We start from the raw sequence: 19828 nt of genomic DNA, 5'->3' as shown, positions 1-19828 counted from the left end.
GAATTTCCCATACCAGAAGATTACAGCGGAATGTTGCCATGCTTTCGCTTTGGATTGTCAACCTGTTTATTTTCCAGCATGGCGAACGCTTTCAGAAGCTTTCTCCTGGTATCCTGTGGTAGTATAACTTCGTCGATAAACCCGCGGTTGGCAGCGATATACGGGTTGGTAAATAACCTGGAGTACTCAGCTTCCTTTTCTTTCAGTTTTGTGTCCGGATCTTCCGCAGCAGAAATCTCCTTTTTAAAGATGATCTCCGCTGCTCCTTTGGCTCCCATTACGGCGATTTCCGCACTGGGCCAGGCAAAATTAAAGTCCGCCCCTATGTGTTTGGAATTCATAACATCATAAGCTCCCCCGTATGCTTTCCTTGTAATGACCGTAATTCTGGGTACTGTCGCCTCGCTGAAGGCATAAAGTAATTTGGCTCCGTTAGATATGATGCCGTTCCATTCCTGGTCTGTTCCCGGTAAAAAGCCGGGTACATCAACAAGTACCAGTAAAGGGATATTAAAACTATCGCAGAAACGTACGAAACGGGAAGCTTTTTTGGAACTATCCACATCCAGAACCCCGGCCAGTACCATAGGCTGATTGGCCACAATGCCGATACTGCGTCCTCCGAGCCTGGCAAAACCGGTAATAATGTTAGCGGCGTAGTCCTTGTGTATTTCAAAAAAAGATTCGGTGTCAATAATGCCCGATATCACTTCGTGCATGTCATAAGGCTTATTGGTATGATCGGGGATGACGGAAAGGAGGCTTTCCCGTATTTCATCCCCGGGTTCAAAGGGCAGGGACAGCGATTTTTCCCTGTTGTTCTGGGGAAGGTAACCCAGCAGCTTTTTTATATCCTCAAGACATTCGGCATCATTTGATGAGGTAATATGTGCTACACCCGATTTGGATGCATGCGTTCCCGCACCACCCAGCTCTTCGGAAGTAACATTTTCATTGGTTACGGTTTTTACCACATTAGGTCCCGTAACAAACATATAACTGGTATCCTGCACCATTATGGTGAAGTCTGTGATGGCAGGAGAGTACACGGCACCGCCCGCACATGGCCCCATAATCGCTGAAATTTGCGGGACTACCCCGGAAGCCTTTACGTTGCGGTAAAAAATATCCGCATATCCTCCCAAAGAACGAACCCCTTCCTGTATGCGTGCCCCACCGGAATCATTCAGTCCTATGATAGGGATTCCCGAGGTTACGGCCAGGTCCATCACCTTGCATATTTTTTCGGCATGGGTTTCGGAAAGAGCACCTCCGAATACCGTGAAATCTTGGGCAAAAACATATACCGGGCGACCGTTTATAGTACCGTAACCGGTAACTACACCGTCCCCGTAATACTGCTGTTTTTCCATCCCGAAATCTTTGGTACGGTGTATGACCAGGGCGCCGATCTCCTCGAAGGAACCGTTGTCCAGAAGATATTCAACCCGTTCCCTGGCGGTCAGTTTCTTTTTCTGATGTTGCTTTTCTATCCGTTCCGGCCCACCACCAAGATAAGCTTTGGCCAGTTTCTCGTTCAGGTTTTTTATTTCGGAATCCATAGTGTAATTTAATTTTTGGAATGATTATGCCCCGGGAATGCGTAGTTTTTTCAGGTCTTCCGTATATTGTTTTACGGCGATCAAAGCAGCTATCCTGGCTCTTTCTTCCTGTTCCGATCTTAAAATTTCCGGGGTATAGTGTTTCTGAATAAAGTGAGTGTCAAAATTTCCCGCACGGAATGTGTCGTGCATAAAGACGAATTTTCCAAAAGGGAGGGTGGTTTCCACTCCTTCCACAATATAGTTTTCAATGGCAAGGATCATGGTTTGTATGGCTTCTTCCCGGGTTTTGCCGTAAGTTATCAGTTTAGCCAGCATAGGGTCGTAAAAAATAGGGACATCCATACCGGCTTCAAACCCGTTGTCCACACGAATGTTTTCTCCCGAAGGAATTTCATAGTGTTCCAGGTGTCCTACGCTAGGGAGAAAATCGTTCAGAGGGTCTTCGGCATATACCCGGAGTTCCAGGGCATGCCCCCGGATGGCCAGGTCTTCCTGCCCGAGCGGAAGTTTTTCTCCCCGGGCTATACGTATTTGAAGTTCCACGAGATCCGTTCCGGTTATCCATTCCGTAACCGGGTGTTCCACTTGCAGGCGGGTATTCATTTCCAGGAAATAAAAGTTGTGGTTTTCGTCCAGCAGGAATTCTACGGTACCGGCACCCCTGTAGTCACATGCCCTGGCAACGTTGACGGCGGCTTCCCCCATTTTCATACGGAGCTCCGGACTGAGCACTACTGAAGGAGCTTCTTCAATGACCTTCTGGTGCCTTCTTTGTATACTGCACTCCCTTTCGAACAGGTGAATAACATTGCCGTGATTGTCGGCCATGACCTGTATTTCTATATGCCGGGGGGAAGCAATGTACTTTTCTATAAAAACGGAACCGTCACCGAATGCGGAGGTAGCTTCACTGATAGCCCTTTTTATTTGAGATTCCAGTTCTTTTTCTGTCTTAACAACCCGCATACCCTTTCCACCACCACCGGCAGAAGCTTTAATAAGTATCGGGTAGCCTATATTACCTGCTACGTGTCTCGCTTTTTCCGTATCCGTAAGGGCACGATCTGTTCCGGGGACCATGGGAATATCGTAAGCACTTACGGCTTCTTTGGCAGCCAGCTTACTTCCCATGGTGCGAATAGCGGATGAAGGCGGACCTATAAAAATGATATTATTTTCTTCGGTTTTTTCAGCGAATCGGGCATTTTCACTCAGGAAACCATATCCCGGATGTATGGCATCCGACCCGGTTTGCAGTGCTGCACGAATAATATTGTCTATGGAGAGGTATGATTTTTCCGGGGAGGCTTCCCCGATATAAACCGCTTCATCTGCATATTTTACATGTGGAGCGTTGCGGTCGGCCTCCGAATATACGGCAACAGTGGATATTCCCATTTTTCTGACGGTTCGCATAACACGGAGAGCAATTTCTCCGCGATTGGCTATCAATATTTTTTTCACTCTCTAAGGTTTTGATGGTATATATTGTTGATACTTTAAGTGTCTTCCAAGGTGAATTTTACTGTAAAACAATTATTCGTATTCAAGTAATAGCTGTCCTTTGTCTACCGAGCTTCCTTTTTGTATAACGATGGATTTGATAACGCCATTGCGGGGAGAGAGAATGACATTTTCCATTTTCATGGCTTCCAGGACAACAAGAGTGTCGTTTTCCAGGACATCCTGACCTTCCTTAACCTGGATATCCAGTACCAGTCCGGGCATAGGGGCCTTTATATCTGATATGTGTTCAGCTTCGTTACGGGTAAAACCCATTTCTTCGATGAGACGGTCAATGTCATCCGATATTTTAACCCTGTGGATAGTACCGTCTATGCGTATCCTATAAGTTTTTCGTAAAAAATCGGCTTCCACGATCTGTACTTTAGAAGATTTATGGTCTTTCAGGACGTGGAAAGATTCCTGTCCCGTTTTTACCATGTCCAGGGAGATGGCTTCGTGCGTATCAATTGTAAAACCGAAAGTGTCATTAACGTTTACATTATAGGTTTTGTCCATAGATGTCCGTATATTATGATGTTCTTTATTACTGAACGGCGGAAGTGAAAAAATGTACATATTTCGCAATTTTTGTCATTCCGCACAGGGATTTTTAAAGCATATAGGTATAAAAATAGGAATTCTTTGGCGTTACACCTTAAATCGGGAATTATCCTGGTGCTTTTTTATGATTTTTCTGGATAGAAATATCCCGATGGCCAGGGAAATAAAAGCGCCGGCCCAGGTTCCGGGAATGAAATTGATAAACAGGAAAAAGTCATAAGCCCCGTGGAAGAGTACCGCGAGAAACAGTCCACAGAGATTGAGCATATGCCGGTTACGCGAAAACTTGGCTTTTCCCATAAAATAGCCCATTAGTATGCCAAAAGTTGCATGTGCCGGAACTGCCGTAACCGCTCGTACCAAAGCTACCTGGTATCCGCCGCTGAGCACATAGATGAGGTTTTCTGTCGCAGCAAAACCCATAGATACCATTACCGCATATACAATACCGTCAAAAGGCTCGTTAAAGTCTTTTTTAGGCTGGGCATAATACCGTACTATAACATATTTGCTGAACTCTTCGGTAAGTCCTACTACAAAAAAAGCCCTAATAAATTCCTGGAATATATTGTTGCTGTAATAAAGCGGAATCACCCTTTGATATACTGCCGAGATTAGCATGGTAATAATTACACTTACTATAGCGCCCAAAATAAAACTGAAAAACAACAATCTCAAAGGCTCCTTTTCATACTTGTCTTTGATGTATATATAAAGGATTATCGCTACAACAGGGGCCAGGGCCGAGACAATCAAATAATTCATAAGGGAAAAATACATAAAATATGCTAATGCGGAAATGTTTTAAAGATGTATTTTACACTTTCCGGGGATGGTACTAATGATACAGAGGATAGTCAGTACAGTTTTTATATGTACGGATGCATTTAGCCCGATAAACATTCCTCCGGATCAAAACAAACGGATATGATTTTATGGAGGAAGAACCGGTGTAAGGTATGGGTAAAGAGCATTTTTCGGGCTATTTAACTATTTTAAAAGATCGAGTGACAAAAAAATCCGGTAATAATATAGTTTATACGGAATTATCTCTTACATTTGCATTATAAACCTATAAATCTATCGATTAAATAGACTAATAGCAATGCAGAGTTTTAGAACAGAAATAGAGAATCCCGTAGTAGAGAAAGATATTATTGACCTGGAGCGAAAGATTCGTTTGTTCCGTGAAGGCAAGGTAGATGAGGAGCGTTTCCGGAGTCTGCGTCTGGCCAGGGGAATATATGGTCAGCGGCAGGCGGGAGTGCAGATGATACGTATAAAGTTACCTTACGGAAAAGTAACAGGCGAGCAGTTGCATCGTATAGCCGATGTTTCGGATGAATATTCCACCGGCCGTCTTCATATTACGACCAGGCAGGATATCCAGATACATTATGTAAGCCTGGACAGAACACCCGAACTGTGGGCACAACTGGAAAAGGACGATGTTACGATCCGCGAAGCCTGTGGTAATACGGTACGAAATATTACCGCCAGCGAAACCGCCGGGATTGATGTGAATGAGCCTTTTGATGTTACTCCCCACGCACATGCAGCTTTTAAATATATGCTGCGAAACCCTATCGGGCAGGAGATGGGACGTAAGTTTAAGATATCTTTTTCCTCTTCCGATGCGGATACCGCTTTGAGCTATATGCACGATCTCGGTTTTATACCGAAAATCAAAGATGGCAAAAGAGGTTTTAAAGTACTGCTTGGAGGCGGACTTGGTTCTCAGCCGAGACATGCGGACGTGATATATGAATTCCTCGAGGAAGATCGTATCATACCGCTTATAGAAGGTGTGGTGCGTATTTTTGACCGTTACGGGGAAAGGGCCAAACGAATGAAAGCACGGATGAAGTTTTTACTGAAGGATATGGGAGTGGAGGAATTCACCCGCTTGGTACAGGAAGAACAAAAAGCCCTGCCTTTTCAAACCTACGCCATCGATACCGAAGGCTTTGATGCACACGCTATTGTGTTGAAAAACCTGGAAGATAGAGAAATGCCAAAAGTAGAAATCGAAGATGAAAAGGCCTATAAGCAATGGAAAAGTACAAATGTCATCCCTCAGAAACAGGACGGCTTTGTTTCCATTGGGATCAAAGTGCTCCTGGGAGACTTTTATACGGACAAGGCAAGGCAGCTGGCCGATCTCATAAAGAGTTATGCAGGTAACGAGTTGCGTTTGTCACTCCGGCAGAATATCTTGCTTCCTTATGTTCGTGAAGATCTGTTGCCTTTCTTTTATACGGAACTAAAGAAACTAGGGTTTACCGATGCGGGATATAACAGTACGGCAGATATTACCGCCTGTCCCGGTACGGATACCTGTAATCTGGGTATTGCCAACAGCACCGGAATAGCAGAGGTCCTGGAAGGTGTATTGCGGGATGAATACCCGGAATACCTGAACAATACCGACATGGCTATCAAGATAAGCGGATGTATGAATGCCTGTGGTCAGCACATGATGGCACATATCGGTTTCCAGGGAATGTCCATACGTTCCGGAAAGCTGGTAGCCCCGGCATTGCAGGTGTTACTCGGAGGGGGCGTACTCGGGGATGGTAACGGAAGGTTCTCCGATAAGGTGATAAAAATACCCAGCAAACGTGGTCCCGAAGCCCTCCGGACTATTCTGGATGACTATAAAGTCAATGCGACAGCCGGAGAAAGTTTTCTGGATTACTATGACAGGCAGGGTAAAACCTATTTTTACGATATACTGAAACCGCTTTCGGATACGGATAACCTTACGGAAGATGACTTTAAAGACTGGGGACATGCCGATACCTACAAACAGGAAGTAGGCGTAGGGGAATGTGCCGGTGTGGTGATAGACCTTGTGGCGACCTTGTTATTCGAAAGTGATGAGAAAATAGACAGTGCCAAGGAATCCCTGAAAGAAGAGCAATGGGCAGATGGTATTTATCATTCCTATGCAGCCCTGATAAATACGGCAAAAGCACTGTTGTTGTCCGAGAATAAAAAGACCAATACCCACGCAGGTATAATCAGCCAGTTCCAGGAAGTATTTGTGGATGAAGGAAAGATAAAAGTTGAGACTTCGGCAGGAAATACATTTGCCGACCTGGTATACCAGATCAACAAAAACGAACCGACCGAAGATTTCGCTAAGAAATACCTGGAAGATTCCCGTACATTCCTCGACCAGATAAGGATATACAGGGACCAGGAACTGGTGGCAAGTTAAAAGAATTAAGAATGATTTTCCGAAGTTCTGACATTCGGAACTCAACTGTGATTAGTACGTGAAGAAACCGAAATTAATATTAGTAGGAGCCGGCCCCGGCGATGCGGACCTCATTACCCTCAAAGGTATAAAGGCTCTGCAATTAGCAGATGTGGTGTTGTACGATGCCCTCATCAACAGGGATATTCTGGAACATGCCGCCAATGCAAAGAAAATTTTTGTTGGGAAACGCAAAGGGTACCATGTACATTCGCAGGATGAAATAAACAAACTGATCGTACAGCACGCTTTCGCATCGGGTACCGTAGTCCGGTTAAAAGGAGGAGACCCTTTTATTTTTGGCCGTGGCACCGAAGAGATCGATTATGCCGAAAGTTTCGGTGTGGAAGCTGAGGTAGTCCCGGGAATTACCTCTTCCGTAGCCGTACCGGCATACCAGGGGATTTCTCTCACCAAAAGACATGTTGCCGAAAGTTTCTGGGTAGTTACCGGAACAACATCGGCAGGAAAGCTGTCCGAAGATATCCGCCTTGCAGCCCAATCGTCGGCAACCGTGGTCATCCTGATGGGAATGAGTAAGATCGATACCATTATGGAGCTGTTCCGCGAGAGCGGTAAAGGCGACGTTCCCGTAGCGGTTATTCAGAACGGTACAACCCTTAACGAACATTTGGGGTGCGGTACGGTGAATACCATAGGCGATGTGGTACGTGATAAAAAACTCAGTTCTCCTGCTATTATCGTAATAGGTGAAGTAGTAAGGGAAAGCGTGAAACTAAAAGGATTGTACGAAGAAGTAAATGCCGTGGCCCCGGAGAATTATGACACGCTTCAAAAAGCGCAGCTGTTTAAAAGATAAGATCACGTTTTCGGAATAATGATTATGGAAAAGAACGAACTATACCCGGTATTTCTCAAGGTTAACGAACTCAATGTACTGCTCGTGGGAGCAGGTAATGTAGGGTATGAAAAACTGTCTTTTTTACTGAAGTCCAGTCCCAATGCCAAAGTTATTGTGGTGGCACCGGATTTCAGTGATGAAGTGAGGGCACTGGCGGAAAAACACCATATTCCCCTGTTGCACAGGCCGTATTCTACCAATGTGTTGCACAAAAAACATATGGTAATTGCGGCGACAAACGATCCGGAAGTAAACAAACAGATATGCGAGGATGCCCGCGCGAGGAATATACTCGTAAACGTAGCCGATACCCCCGAACTTTGTGATTTTTACCTGGGAGGGATAGTAACCAAGGGCAATGTGAAAATAGCCATATCCACCAATGGCAAATCGCCTACCATGGCCAAAAGGCTCCGGCAGCTTTTTGAGGAGATCATACCGGACGATATTAACGAACTGGTAGAAAACCTCAATCGATACCGGGGTACATTAAAGGAGAATTTTGAAGAGAAAGTGGAAAAACTGAACCATATCACAAGATCGTTTATCCATAAATCCTGATGAACAGGTACCCGAAAAAGAAAAATTAACACTACGTATATATAAATAACAGAAACAGAAGAAGATGATTAAGACGGATATTTTAATAATCGGTGCCGGACCTACCGGTCTGTTTACGGTCTTTGAAGCCGGGTTGTTAAAGTTAAAAACGCATTTGATAGATGCCTTGCCACAGCCGGGAGGACAATGTTCCGAACTTTACCCTAAAAAACCAATATACGATATTCCCGGTTTTCCCGAAATAAAAGCGGGTGACCTGGTAGATAACCTCATGGAACAGATAAAACCTTTCAGTCCCGGTTTTACCCTGGGAGAAAGAGCGGAAACCATAGAAAAACTGGAAGACGGAAGTTTTATCGTAACGACCAATAAAGGTACGCAACACCATGCGCCGATAATTGCCATCGCAGGAGGATTGGGGTCTTTTGAGCCCAAAAAACCACTGATAGACAATATTGCCGACTATGAAGACAACGGGGTCGCTTACATGATAAAAGATCCGGAAGTATACCGGGATAAAAAAGTGGTTATAGCCGGAGGTGGAGATTCTGCATTGGACTGGTCTATATTCCTGGCCGATGTAGCATCCGAAGTTACCCTGGTACACCGCAGAAATGAGTTCCGCGGGGCCCTGGATTCCGTAGAAAAAGTCGGAGAACTGGCAAAGCTGGGGAAAATCAACCTGGTGACCCGTGCCGAAGTTGTAGGATTGCTCGGAGAAGACCACCTGAATTCCGTTGTTATTAATCATGCGGACGAAGGAGAATTTATCCGTGAGACGGATTACTTTATTCCCCTTTTCGGATTGTCACCGAAATTAGGCCCTATAGCCGGCTGGGGACTGGAAATAGAGAAGAACGCCATCAAAGTGGATAATTCCTATGACTATTCCACCAATATCCCGGGCATTTATGCCATTGGAGATGTGAATACATATAAAGGAAAATTAAAACTGATCCTTTCCGGATTCCACGAAGCCGCTATCATGTGCCAGAGTGCCTATCAAAGGATATTTCCGGATAAACGTTACGTCATGAAATATACCACCGTAGGCGGAATACAAGGTTTTGACGGCACGAAAAAAGAAGCCAAAAAAGAAGTCATCAAGGCCATCGAGGTATAAAACCGATTGCCAATTGCAATCGCAGAGACATACGGCCGTATGTCTCCACAGGATTTCATATCCTGCGAATATATGGATATAGTGAAAACAGCCCTGTCCCGGATACCGATTCCCACAGGGCTGTTATAGCAATAAAAAAACAGCAATTAGTTTGCAAAAGAAAAAGGTATTACATTTCTTTGCATTCTGAATTTATCGAAGTTATCAAGAAAGGCAGAGGGAATAGACCCGGTGAAGCCTTAGCAACCCTCCGTGCCTGAAGCGGAGAAGGTGCTAAATTCTACCCCCGTGATTACATGGGGACAGATGACGCAAATACTTCCCGTATTTCTCCCTGTTTTCTGATAACATTTTACAAACAAATCAACGGTTTCTTGTCCCGGATATATATTTAAATATTCTGTTATCCGGTACATAAGGCAAAACGATCGATCTTATGAGTGCTATAAAAGCAGAACTTCAAAAAAGGATACTGGTACTGGACGGGGCCATGGGTACCATGCTTCAGAGATACCAATTTACGGAAGAGGACTTTCGCGGGGAGCGTTTTAAAGATTACGCCCACCCGTTGAAAGGGAACAACGATCTGCTTTCGCTCACTCAGCCCGAAGCCATTGCAGAGATACATGCCAAGTATTTTGAAGCCGGGGCGGATATCGTGGAGACCAACACCTTTTCGGGCACTACCATTGCCATGGCAGATTACTATATGGAAGACCTCGTTTACGAGTTAAATTACGAATCAGCCAGGATAGCCAGGGAAGTAGCAGATAAGTTCACGGCAGAAAACCCGGAAAAACCGAGATTTGTAGCCGGGGCTGTCGGCCCGACAAACAGGACCGCAAGCATGTCGCCCGATGTTAATGATCCCGGATACAGGGCCATTACCTTCGACGAACTTCGAATAGCTTATAAACAGCAGGTGGAAGCACTGGTAGACGGTGGTGTGGATATACTGCTGGTAGAAACAATTTTCGATACGTTAAATGCCAAAGCTGCCCTGTTCGCTATTGAGGAAATGAAGGAAGAACGAGGGCTGGACACCCCTGTAATGGTCAGTGGAACGATTACCGATGCTTCCGGGAGAACACTGTCCGGACAGACCGTGGAGGCCTTCCTGATATCCATATCGCATATTTCGCTGTTAAGTGTAGGGTTCAATTGCGCTCTCGGGGCCGATCAGCTTAAACCTTATCTGAAGCGGCTCGGGCAGAATACAGATCTTAATATTTCCGCCCATCCCAATGCGGGACTGCCCAATGCTTTCGGGGAATATGACCAGACACCGGAAGAAATGCAGGAACTGATCAGGGAATACCTGGATGATAACCTCGTAAATATTATCGGGGGATGCTGCGGGACTACGCCGGATCATATAAAGCTTATAGCAGAGGCTGCAGCCCGGTATAAGCCCAGAAAACTGGGCGCTTTGGCTTAAACTTTGATGTGATAATACCGTAGAAAACAATAATGAAGGTCCGTAGCAAACAGCACAGTTCTGCTATGGAAAACAAAGAGAAGCTGCCATCGGGCAGCAGACAAATAACGACGATTAAAACACCAGAGGATCCGTGGGAAAAGGAAATACAGACGAAAAGCAATATGACGACCCGCCATCGGAAGGAAGGGAAAAACAGAAAATCCGGCCGCTAAAGCTGTCGGGGCTCGAGCCTTTGATTGTAACTCCCGAGAGCAACTTTATCAATATCGGGGAACGTACCAACGTAACCGGTTCCCGGAAGTTCCTGCGCCTGATAAAAGAAGAAAAATATGAGGAGGCACTGGATGTGGCCAGGGCACAGGTAGAAGGAGGTGCACAGATCATCGATGTGAACATGGATGAAGGGATGATAGACGGGGTTCAGACCATGACCACATTCCTGAACCTGATTGCATCCGAACCCGATATAGCCCGCGTTCCCCTTGTAATTGACAGTTCCAAATGGGAGATCATAGAAGCCGGGCTCAAGGTGGTTCAGGGAAAGTGTATCGTTAATTCCATCAGCTTAAAAGAAGGGGAAGAAACTTTTGTAAAACATGCCAGGACCATCAGAAGATACGGTGCGGCAGTTATTGTCATGGCTTTTGACGAAGCGGGACAGGCAGATACCTACGAAAGAAGGATAGAGATTTGCAAACGTTCCTATGACATCCTGGTGAACGAAGTAAAGTTTGCCCCGGAAGACATTATCTTCGACCCGAATATTTTCCCCGTAGGTACGGGGATGGAAGAACACCGTAAAAACGCGGTGGATTTTTTCAGGGCAACCAAATGGATACGGGAGAACCTGCCTTATGCCAATGTAAGCGGAGGGGTGAGTAACGTGTCCTTTTCATTCCGGGGGAACAATGTCGTACGTGAAGCGATGAATGCCGCATTCCTTTACCATGCGGTACAACACGGCATGAACATGGGGATTGTAAACCCGGAAATGCTGGAGGTTTATGACGAAATTCCCAAAGAACTGCTTATACGTATAGAAGATGTGCTTCTCGACCGTAGGGACGACGCCACCGAACGCCTGCTCGATTATGCGGAAGAGGTAAAGGGCAGTGGAAAAATTTCGGAGAAAAAACAACAGGAATGGCGTTCCGAAGGCTTACAGGAACGAATAACCCATGCCCTGGTAAAAGGTATAGACGAGTTTATCGAAACAGATGTGGAAGAAGCCCGTTTACTGGTAGCCCGGCCCATAGAGGTTATAGAGATCTACCTGATGAACGGAATGAATGTTGTGGGCGACCTCTTCGGAAGCGGAAAAATGTTCCTGCCACAGGTAGTGAAATCCGCCCGGGTAATGAAAAAGGCTGTAGCATACCTGTTACCTTTTATAGAAGAAGAAAAGAAAAGCCTTCCCGCAGGAGAAGGAGGTTCCCGGGCCGTAGGTAAGATACTCATGGCTACCGTAAAAGGCGATGTCCACGATATCGGGAAAAATATAGTAAGCGTAGTTCTCGGATGTAACAATTACGAAGTAGTAGATCTGGGTGTTATGGTTCCCCCGGAAAAGATCATTCAGACTGCTATAGATGAAAATGTGGATATCATAGGGCTTAGCGGCCTTATCACCCCGTCTTTGGATGAAATGGTCTATCTGGCCCAGGAATTGGATAAACTGAGTATCAATATTCCCGTACTCATAGGAGGGGCCACCACTTCGAGAGCACATACTGCAGTGAAGATAGCTCCGGCTTATCGGGAAACCGTAGTGCATGTAAACGATGCCTCACGGGCAGTAACCGTAGCCAGTAATTTGCTCAACGAAAAGACCAAAGGCGAATATTGCAGGTCCATAAGAGCAGAGTACGATAAACTGCGGGAAGGTTTTCTCAATCGCTCCAAGGTAAAAGAATACCTGAAAATAGCAGAAGCAAGAAAAAATAAATTGCAGCTCAACTGGGAAAACTATCAACCGGTAAAACCAAAAAAAACAGGGGTACACAGCATAGAAGTGGCCCTGGAGGAATTACTGGAGTATATAGACTGGACCCCGTTTTTCCGTACCTGGGAGCTGCATGGCAAATACCCGGAGATCTTAACCGATCCGGTAGTAGGAGAACAGGCAACCTTACTTTTTGAGGACGCAAGGAAAATGCTGACTGACCTGATGCGTGAAAAATGGTTACAGGCCAAAGGAGTATACGGATTGTTCCCTGCCAACCAGGTGAATGAGGACGATATTGCTATTTACGACGAGAATGGCAACCGGGTAGATACCCTGCTTACCCTTCGTCAGCAATCCAAAAAGAATAAGAGGGCCGCCAATATAGCCCTTGCCGATTTCGTAGCCCCGGATACTTCCGGTATTCGCGATTATGTCGGGGCTTTTTGTGTGTCTACAGGTTTTGGTGTGGACGAGAAAGCTGCTGAATTTGAAAAAGAACACGACGATTATAATTCCATAATGGTAAAAGCCCTGGCCGACAGGTTTGCCGAGGCCTTTGCCGAATACCTGCACGAGAAAGTGCGAAAGGAATTCTGGGGATACGCCTCTGATGAAACCCTGACGAATGAAGAACTCATAAAAGAATCCTATAAAGGCATCCGCCCTGCTCCCGGTTACCCCGCTTGTCCGGATCACCTGGAAAAGAGAACATTGTGGCGGTTGCTGAAGGCAGAGGAAAATACCGGGGTACGGCTTACCGAAAGCCTGGCCATGTGGCCGGCATCTTCAGTATCCGGGTATTATTTCGGGCATCCGGAGAGTAAATATTTCGGATTGGGGAAAATAAAAGAAGACCAGGTAGAAGATTATGCCGTAAGACGTGGCATCCCCCTGGAAGAAGCCAGGAAATGGCTGAATCCGAATATAGTTGATTAACAAACATGGCCCCGGGAAAAGAACCCGTATTTAGAACAACCCGTAACCGGAATAAATAAAATTAACCAAATCCTGGGCATAACCGGAAAGCATAACATGAAAGTAACAGAACACATAGAACAGGCCAAAGGAAAGACCCTGTTTTCGTTTGAAGTCGTACCACCCCCGAAAGGTGGAAACATACAGGAATTATACAATAACATAGACCCCCTGATGGAGTTCAATCCGCCTTTTATCGATGTGACGACCTCCAGGGAAGAATATATCTATATAGAACGGGAAGGTCTGCTGGACAGGAAGATCGTGAGAATGCGTCCGGGCACCGTTGGTATATGTGCTTCCATAAAGCACAAATACCAGGTAGATACCGTGCCTCACGTGCTTTGTGGCGGATTTACCCGCGAAGAGACCGAATACATGCTGGTGGACTGTCATTATCTGGGTATTGAGAATATTATGGCGCTCCGGGGAGATGCCATGAAACACCAGCGTTATTTCGAACCTACGAAAGGAGGGCATACCTATGCCAATGAACTGGTAGGGCAGATCAAGAATATTACCAGGGGAAAATATCTGCACGATGTGGTAGAAGCCAGTAACAGGCCGGATTTCTGTATCGGGGTGGCAGGATACCCGGAGAAACACCTGGAAGCCCCTTCATTGGATTACGACCTGAAAAAACTACAGGATAAAATAGATGCCGGGGCCGACTATATCGTTACCCAGATGTTTTTTGACAACAGCAAATTTTTCGAATTTGTGGAGAAAGCGAGAAATATAGGAATTAATGTACCCATTATCCCGGGTATAAAACCTATTGCCGTAAAAAGACATTTACAGTTACTTCCGCAGGTATTTAAGATAGACTTGCCGGAGGAACTTATTCATGCCGTTGAAAAATGCAGGGATAACAAGGAAGTAAGGCAGGTAGGCATAGAATGGTGTATACAGCAATCCAAAGAATTAAAAGATGCCGGTGTTCCGGTTTTACATTACTATTCTATGGGAAAATCTGACAACATCAAGGCAGTAGCTTCGTCAGTATTTTAAAAATAAAACATACTTTTGTGCCGAATCCGGCAGCATGAAGAAAATTTTTTTTGCCTTAGTTGTATTATTTCAGGTGTTTGTTTCCGGCCAGGAGAAGAAGGACGGAAACAAACACTTTTCCTATATAGATGCCAGTTACTTTTATGGCAATACAGCACTCCATAACACCGATATTCAGCATCTTATAACCGGTCATCCGGAAGGCCTTATCCTGAGCTGGAACAGGAAGACTTACGGGAAGGAAGCCTGGGAGCAGCGTTTTAACTACCCGGATTACGGAGTCTCCTTCGGCTATCAGAATCTGAAAAACGAATATCTGGGAGAGAATTACGCACTGTATGCCCACTATAATTTTTATTTTTTGCAGAGAAACCTCATGCTCCGCATAGGGCAGGGGCTTGCCTATACTACCAATCCGTACGATAAAGAAGATAATTATCGCAATATTGCCTTCGGATCAAGGATTATGAGCAGTACCTATGTGATGCTGAATTACAAAAAAGAACGGTTATTGGACAGGTTTGGCATACAGGCGGGTTTTTCCCTTATCCATTATTCCAATGCCAATGTAAAGGCTCCGAATACCAGCATAAACAGTATAGTATTTAACGTTGGTGTGAACTATCAACTGGAGAAAGAAGAGCCGGAATTTATACATACGTTTACATCCGGCGGGTTTACGGAACCCGTTCGGTATAATGCCGTATTCCGTTCCGGGGTAAACGAAAGTGACGTGGTGAACAGCGGGCAATATGCCTTTTACGTTTTTTCCTTTTATGCAGATAAGAGACTGAGTAGAAAAAGTGCGGTACAACTGGGTACAGATGTGTTCTATTCCAATTTCCTGAAAGAATATATCCGTTATAAAAGTATAGCCTATCCGGAAGACGGTATATCCGGCAACGAGGATTTTAAAAGAGCAGGTGTTTTTGTAGGGCACGAACTGTTTGTAAACCGGCTTTCGCTGGTAACGCAACTGGGATATTATGTGTATTACCCGGTGGATTTCGAAGGGCGTTTTTACCAGAGGATAGGATTGAAACGTTACTTCGGGGACAAGATGTTCGCAGCGCTGACACTGAAAACACATGCTGCAAAAGCCGAAGCAGTCGAATTTGGAATAGGTATACGCCTTTGATATCACATCTGGTTTTTACGTAATGAAGAAAATAGTATACATAATAGTTTTTCTGCTGCTTTCCTGCGATAGTGAAAATGCCGGCGACTGTTTTAAAACCGCGGGAGACACGGTAAACAGGGAAATTGATGTACCTGCTTTTTCCAGGATATTGGTAAAAGAAGGCGTGCAGATGGTTCTTAAAGAATCTGCCGGGTACAGTGTGACCATAGAAACCGGAAAGAACCTGGTAAACGATGTTCATGCCGAAGTAACAGAAGGGCAGTTGGTACTTTCCAATAGTACTACCTGTAATTTTTTCCGGGATTACGATCAGACCATTGTGTATGTGACGGCACCCGATATCACAGAAATCAGGAGTTCCACCCAATGGGATATCCGTTCGGATGGTGTGCTCACATACCCGAACCTCAGGATTATTTCCGAAAATTATCAAAGCGACTATCAGAACACCGGAAATTTTTACCTGCACCTGGAAAACAAAAGTTTCGGCCTGGTGTTCAATAACCTGTCCAATTGCTATCTGGAGGGAAGCACCGGTAAAATGAACATTTACCTCGCGGCGGGGAACTCCCGTGTGGAAGCGGCGGGTTTTGTGGCAGATGAGGTAACCCTGTATCATCGCGGTTCCAACGATATTATCGTACATCCTTTACAACACATTCAGGGTGATATATACAGTACCGGTGATGTTATATCCGTGAACCGTCCGTCCCAGGTGGAAATAACGGAACATTACCGGGGTAAGCTACGGTTTGAAGAGGATTGATCGGGAGCTATTGCAGCTACTTTGGTTTTTATGTTATGTAGTTATTAAGTTAATGGGTTATTACGTGTTGACTTAATAATTGTGGCAATTTCCCCGCCGGACGGGCAGAATTGATACTTCCTAAACCTCCGGACAGCAAGTCCGGAGTAGCTTATTTTCCGAAAACAGGTATGGCAAACAGGAATATCCCTAAAATAAATAATAAGGTGAGTACATGTACCATGCGATGGTTTATTCTCAGAAAAATAAATTGTTCCACGGTTCTCCCGGCCCAGAAAAGAGCATTGCCCGCCAGAAAGAACTTTCCCAATTGGGTTTCGCCCAGTTCCTCCGGAAAAACAAAACATATTGTCCCTACAAAAATGAAATAGTAAATAATACGCAGGTTCAGTATCTGTATGATCCCCCGGTTCGGGCGACTTAGTTTTTGCAGATCATCTTTCCATCGGAAGAGCTTCCAGAAGAATACATGAAAGACCGCAAACCCAAAGGAATAGATGCCGCATAAATAAATCCAGATTTCTTTTGTCATCGCGGAGGATAATTATTCCGGTTTGTTTTCGACAAGATAGCTTATTAATAAATAACTTGGGGAAGAACTGAGAAGTTCTTCCGAGTCTTTATCCCCATCCTTTAATTTTGCAACACCGCAGAAGCGTTCTACTTTATATTTTTCATCGTACCAGGAAGAAGCAAAGATCATCAGCGGAATTTTCCTGTTTAACTTCCAGGAGGGGTTTACATATTCCTTCCACATGAAAAACTGCATATCAGAAGTTTTTTTCAGTTCTACATTGGTTTTCAGTCTCATACTGTAGGTGCGGATACTCAGGGAACCTTTGTTATCTTCCGTTTTGGCAAACATTTTAAATTGATCCATGTAGTCATGCATTAGAATGTCTCCGGAATAATAATGGTATTTAGTGTTCATCAGGGCTATAGTGTCCTGTTCCGTTAACTTCCCGTTTTCATATTTGTCCTTTAAGATATACAGTCGATAATCCTTGTCAAATTTGCCGGTGCGGAATTTATAAATCTGAATTCCTGCAATATCCAGTGCTTCTACCAGGTCCAGTGTGTTTATATCCTGGCTGTTATACGTGTTTTGGGGATCTTCTTTCAGGTATTGCGGACGATCGTTATCGGTAAGGGGAGATATGTTGACCGGTGTGGAACTTTTATTTTCGTTCAGGCCGTTTTGAGAATGGCCGATGAAACTCGTTATCAGTAAAAGAAATAACAGTTTTTTCATGGTATGGTATTTTTGGTTAACGGGCACTTATGTCAAATAGAAGGTATTAAATTAAGATTAAAAATGTGAATCCCGGGGGAAGAGAGTGTTAAAAGAATGAAAATGAAACCGTGATCGGGTGAACCGAACCGGAAAGAAATAAAGAGAAGTTACAGGATTACCTGTAGAAATTCCGCAGGAAGGCCTTCCATTTCTCCGACCTTAACAGAAGTAAATCCCTGGCGTATCAGGATTTTCCTGGAAGGGATGTTGCCCGGATCTATAATGGCCGTTACCTTTTCCAGTTGCGATTCTTTTCTGGCAATTCCCATAAGTATTTCTGCGGCATTACTACCTAATCCTTTTCCCCAGTATTCCGGCAATAATATGTATCCGAGTTCGGCTTCTCTGGCGTCTGGTTCTGTAATTTCCATCTTGGCCAGGCCGATAAAAGAATCGTTTGCCCGGTCTATTATTTGGTAGGTGCCCAGTGTTTTGTGCAGAGTATTCTTTTCCAGGATCAGGTCATAATCCCTGCGGGCTTCCTCTGCCGGAACAGCCCTTTCTGTAATCATGGCCATAACCTTTTTGTTGTTTACCAGGGAAAAATACCGGTTAAAGTCGCCGGAAGAAAATTTTTTGAGATAAATACTACTTGTGGTATTCATTTTTTAGGATGAGGGATTTATGAATATTCTTGTTCGTTTTACGCCTGGGTCAGTTCCCGGAACAAACTTTCCAGGTTCCGGTTTTTTCTGTGCAGTTGCAGGGTTTTTAATCCGTTGTCATGGGCAAAATCAAATACGGCAGGTCGCATGTCTACCGAAGTTTGGAAACGCAGTTCGTAAACAAAGTCGTAAATATTGTTTACCGAACGGATATTGGGAAGGTTTTCCAGCAAGACCGGTTCTACCCGGTAATCAAATTCCACCTCGATTACCTGTTCCGAAGCTTCCCGGAGACTTTCCATTTTTTTATCGGCCACGATTTCCCCGTGGTTAATAATAATAACCCTGTCGCAAATAGCCTCTACTTCCTGCATAATGTGCGTGGAGAGCAACACGGTCTTTTTCTTCCCCATATTGCGGATTAGTCCCCGTATTTCAATCAATTGGTTAGGATCCAGTCCCGTTGTGGGCTCGTCCAGTATAAGTACTTCCGGATCGTGGAGCATGGCAGCGGCCAGCCCTGTACGCTGTCGGTATCCTTTGGATAGTTGTCCTATTTTTTTATGTGCTTCCGGCGCAAGTCCGGTAAGATGTATAACTTCTTCAATACGTTCCTTATCTATCTTTTTTCCGGCCGAGCGGTATATCGAAGCACTGAAGTCCAGGTACTCTTTTACATACATATCCAGGTATAACGGATTGTGTTCCGGAAGGTAACCGATGCTTTTCTGTACCTCCTTTTTTCCGGAAACCACATCAAAGCCGTTTACCTTCGCCTTACCGGAATCGGCAGGGATATAAGTGGTAAGTATCTTCATCATGGTAGATTTTCCGGCGCCGTTTGGGCCGAGAAATCCAACAACTTCTCCTTTATCAATGGAGAAAGATACATTATTGAGGGCCTTTTGGTTTCCGTAGTTTTTGGATATATCGGTAACTTCTATGGACATGGAACGGATATTTAGCAGATAGTATCGGTCTTCAAAAATACATAAACGCTTATTAAGGATAAATGTTTTACAGTACTTCTTTAGCAGAATGTCTTATTCCCGGGTTTGGAAGATAAAGTATCGTATCCGGAGGGGACGGGGAATGTCTATGGTCAGGAGAATTTGCGGAGTGTATGGTTATTGTCAAAGGACATTGGATTTCCGTATCCTTTAAAAAAACGTAAATGAGTTTGATAATAATACAGGGATCAGATTTCCGA

General features: G+C 44.7%; 17 protein-coding genes and 1 riboswitch. Of the genes, 9 read left to right on the top strand and 8 right to left on the bottom strand.

Translation table 11 applies throughout. The features are described 5' to 3' along the window. Positions 1–20: 20 nt before the first annotated feature. The 4 genes from ACVBDU_RS15155 to ACVBDU_RS15140 form a co-directional block, all read right to left on the bottom strand. The gene (locus ACVBDU_RS15155) at positions 21–1562 is read right to left on the bottom strand and encodes an acyl-CoA carboxylase subunit beta (RefSeq protein WP_447180580.1); all 1542 of its coding nucleotides are present in this window, start codon (positions 1560–1562) and stop codon (positions 21–23) included. Positions 1563–1586: 24 nt separating this feature from the next. Next, positions 1587–3029: an acetyl-CoA carboxylase biotin carboxylase subunit gene (gene accC / locus ACVBDU_RS15150; RefSeq protein ID WP_447180579.1), complete on the bottom strand. Its 1443-nt coding sequence runs from the start codon at positions 3027–3029 to the stop codon at positions 1587–1589. Between the two features lie 72 nt (positions 3030–3101). Next, complete coding sequence (locus ACVBDU_RS15145) at positions 3102–3647, bottom strand: acyl-CoA carboxylase biotin carboxyl carrier protein subunit (RefSeq protein WP_447180578.1); 546 nt, start codon at positions 3645–3647, stop codon at positions 3102–3104. A 72-nt stretch (positions 3648–3719) separates the two neighbouring features. Then, positions 3720–4397, bottom strand: coding sequence for a PrsW family intramembrane metalloprotease (locus ACVBDU_RS15140; protein WP_447180577.1), 678 nt, complete (start codon positions 4395–4397; stop codon positions 3720–3722). Positions 4398–4737: 340 nt separating this feature from the next. Here ACVBDU_RS15140 and ACVBDU_RS15135 point away from each other — a divergent pair, with 340 nt between their 5' ends. The 9 genes from ACVBDU_RS15135 (at position 4738) to ACVBDU_RS15095 (ending at position 16719) form a co-directional block, all read left to right on the top strand. Beyond that, positions 4738–6855 carry a ferredoxin-like domain-containing protein gene (locus ACVBDU_RS15135; protein WP_447180576.1) on the top strand — a complete coding sequence of 706 codons (2118 nt, stop codon included), beginning with the start codon at positions 4738–4740 and terminating at the stop codon, positions 6853–6855. A 58-nt stretch (positions 6856–6913) separates the two neighbouring features. After that, the gene (cobA, locus tag ACVBDU_RS15130) at positions 6914–7714 is read left to right on the top strand and encodes a uroporphyrinogen-III C-methyltransferase (RefSeq protein ID WP_447180575.1); all 801 of its coding nucleotides are present in this window, start codon (positions 6914–6916) and stop codon (positions 7712–7714) included. A 24-nt stretch (positions 7715–7738) separates the two neighbouring features. Continuing rightward, positions 7739–8317 carry a precorrin-2 dehydrogenase/sirohydrochlorin ferrochelatase family protein gene (locus ACVBDU_RS15125; RefSeq protein ID WP_447180574.1) on the top strand — a complete coding sequence of 193 codons (579 nt, stop codon included), beginning with the start codon at positions 7739–7741 and terminating at the stop codon, positions 8315–8317. A gap of 64 nt (positions 8318–8381) precedes the next feature. Then, positions 8382–9440: an NAD(P)/FAD-dependent oxidoreductase gene (locus ACVBDU_RS15120; RefSeq protein ID WP_447180573.1), complete on the top strand. Its 1059-nt coding sequence runs from the start codon at positions 8382–8384 to the stop codon at positions 9438–9440. Between the two features lie 198 nt (positions 9441–9638). Continuing rightward, positions 9639–9753, top strand: a riboswitch (SAM riboswitch). Between the two features lie 123 nt (positions 9754–9876). Further along, positions 9877–10878: a homocysteine S-methyltransferase family protein gene (locus ACVBDU_RS15115; protein ID WP_447180572.1), complete on the top strand. Its 1002-nt coding sequence runs from the start codon at positions 9877–9879 to the stop codon at positions 10876–10878. Positions 10879–11080: 202 nt separating this feature from the next. After that, positions 11081–13762 carry a methionine synthase gene (gene metH / locus ACVBDU_RS15110; protein ID WP_447180605.1) on the top strand — a complete coding sequence of 894 codons (2682 nt, stop codon included), beginning with the start codon at positions 11081–11083 and terminating at the stop codon, positions 13760–13762. 96 nt (positions 13763–13858) lie between these two features. Beyond that, positions 13859–14812: a methylenetetrahydrofolate reductase [NAD(P)H] gene (metF, locus tag ACVBDU_RS15105; RefSeq protein WP_447180571.1), complete on the top strand. Its 954-nt coding sequence runs from the start codon at positions 13859–13861 to the stop codon at positions 14810–14812. A 34-nt stretch (positions 14813–14846) separates the two neighbouring features. Continuing rightward, a complete protein-coding gene (locus ACVBDU_RS15100) occupies positions 14847–15950 on the top strand; it encodes an acyloxyacyl hydrolase (protein ID WP_447180570.1) in 1104 nt (367 codons plus the stop codon). A gap of 22 nt (positions 15951–15972) precedes the next feature. Beyond that, positions 15973–16719: a head GIN domain-containing protein gene (locus ACVBDU_RS15095; RefSeq protein WP_447180569.1), complete on the top strand. Its 747-nt coding sequence runs from the start codon at positions 15973–15975 to the stop codon at positions 16717–16719. 151 nt (positions 16720–16870) lie between these two features. On the opposite strand, the gene ACVBDU_RS15090 is transcribed toward ACVBDU_RS15095, so the two are convergent. The 4 genes from ACVBDU_RS15090 to gldA form a co-directional block, all read right to left on the bottom strand. Continuing rightward, positions 16871–17251 (bottom strand): hypothetical protein, encoded by a 381-nt coding sequence (locus ACVBDU_RS15090; protein WP_447180568.1) that lies wholly within the window; start codon positions 17249–17251, stop codon positions 16871–16873. 12 nt (positions 17252–17263) lie between these two features. Further along, positions 17264–17971: a DUF5041 domain-containing protein gene (locus tag ACVBDU_RS15085; protein WP_447180567.1), complete on the bottom strand. Its 708-nt coding sequence runs from the start codon at positions 17969–17971 to the stop codon at positions 17264–17266. A gap of 149 nt (positions 17972–18120) precedes the next feature. Next, positions 18121–18618: a GNAT family N-acetyltransferase gene (locus ACVBDU_RS15080; RefSeq protein ID WP_447180566.1), complete on the bottom strand. Its 498-nt coding sequence runs from the start codon at positions 18616–18618 to the stop codon at positions 18121–18123. Between the two features lie 38 nt (positions 18619–18656). After that, positions 18657–19568, bottom strand: a complete 912-nt coding sequence (gldA, locus tag ACVBDU_RS15075) for a gliding motility-associated ABC transporter ATP-binding subunit GldA (protein WP_447180565.1) — start codon at positions 19566–19568, stop codon at positions 18657–18659. Positions 19569–19828: the final 260 nt, after the last annotated feature.

This window comes from Sinomicrobium endophyticum (assembly GCF_052983315.1).
The sequence above is the reverse complement of the archived record's forward strand: the minus strand, read 5'-3'. Positions and strand labels throughout refer to the sequence as shown.

What these genes read in the sequence shown, in the direction of transcription:
- ACVBDU_RS15155 (WP_447180580.1), bottom strand. Translation starts at nt 1,562, where the DNA reads ATGGATTCCGAAATAAAAAACCTGAACGAGAAACTGGCCAAAGCTTAT.
- ACVBDU_RS15145 (WP_447180578.1), bottom strand. Translation starts at nt 3,647, where the DNA reads ATGTACATTTTTTCACTTCCGCCGTTCAGTAATAAAGAACATCATAAT.
- ACVBDU_RS15140 (WP_447180577.1), bottom strand. Translation starts at nt 4,397, where the DNA reads ATGAATTATTTGATTGTCTCGGCCCTGGCCCCTGTTGTAGCGATAATC.
- ACVBDU_RS15135 (WP_447180576.1), top strand. Translation starts at nt 4,738, where the DNA reads ATGCAGAGTTTTAGAACAGAAATAGAGAATCCCGTAGTAGAGAAAGAT.
- ACVBDU_RS15125 (WP_447180574.1), top strand. Translation starts at nt 7,739, where the DNA reads ATGGAAAAGAACGAACTATACCCGGTATTTCTCAAGGTTAACGAACTC.
- ACVBDU_RS15120 (WP_447180573.1), top strand. Translation starts at nt 8,382, where the DNA reads ATGATTAAGACGGATATTTTAATAATCGGTGCCGGACCTACCGGTCTG.
- ACVBDU_RS15115 (WP_447180572.1), top strand. Translation starts at nt 9,877, where the DNA reads ATGAGTGCTATAAAAGCAGAACTTCAAAAAAGGATACTGGTACTGGAC.
- metF (WP_447180571.1), top strand. Translation starts at nt 13,859, where the DNA reads ATGAAAGTAACAGAACACATAGAACAGGCCAAAGGAAAGACCCTGTTT.
- ACVBDU_RS15100 (WP_447180570.1), top strand. Translation starts at nt 14,847, where the DNA reads ATGAAGAAAATTTTTTTTGCCTTAGTTGTATTATTTCAGGTGTTTGTT.
- ACVBDU_RS15095 (WP_447180569.1), top strand. Translation starts at nt 15,973, where the DNA reads ATGAAGAAAATAGTATACATAATAGTTTTTCTGCTGCTTTCCTGCGAT.
- ACVBDU_RS15090 (WP_447180568.1), bottom strand. Translation starts at nt 17,251, where the DNA reads ATGACAAAAGAAATCTGGATTTATTTATGCGGCATCTATTCCTTTGGG.
- ACVBDU_RS15085 (WP_447180567.1), bottom strand. Translation starts at nt 17,971, where the DNA reads ATGAAAAAACTGTTATTTCTTTTACTGATAACGAGTTTCATCGGCCAT.
- ACVBDU_RS15080 (WP_447180566.1), bottom strand. Translation starts at nt 18,618, where the DNA reads ATGAATACCACAAGTAGTATTTATCTCAAAAAATTTTCTTCCGGCGAC.
- gldA (WP_447180565.1), bottom strand. Translation starts at nt 19,568, where the DNA reads ATGTCCATAGAAGTTACCGATATATCCAAAAACTACGGAAACCAAAAG.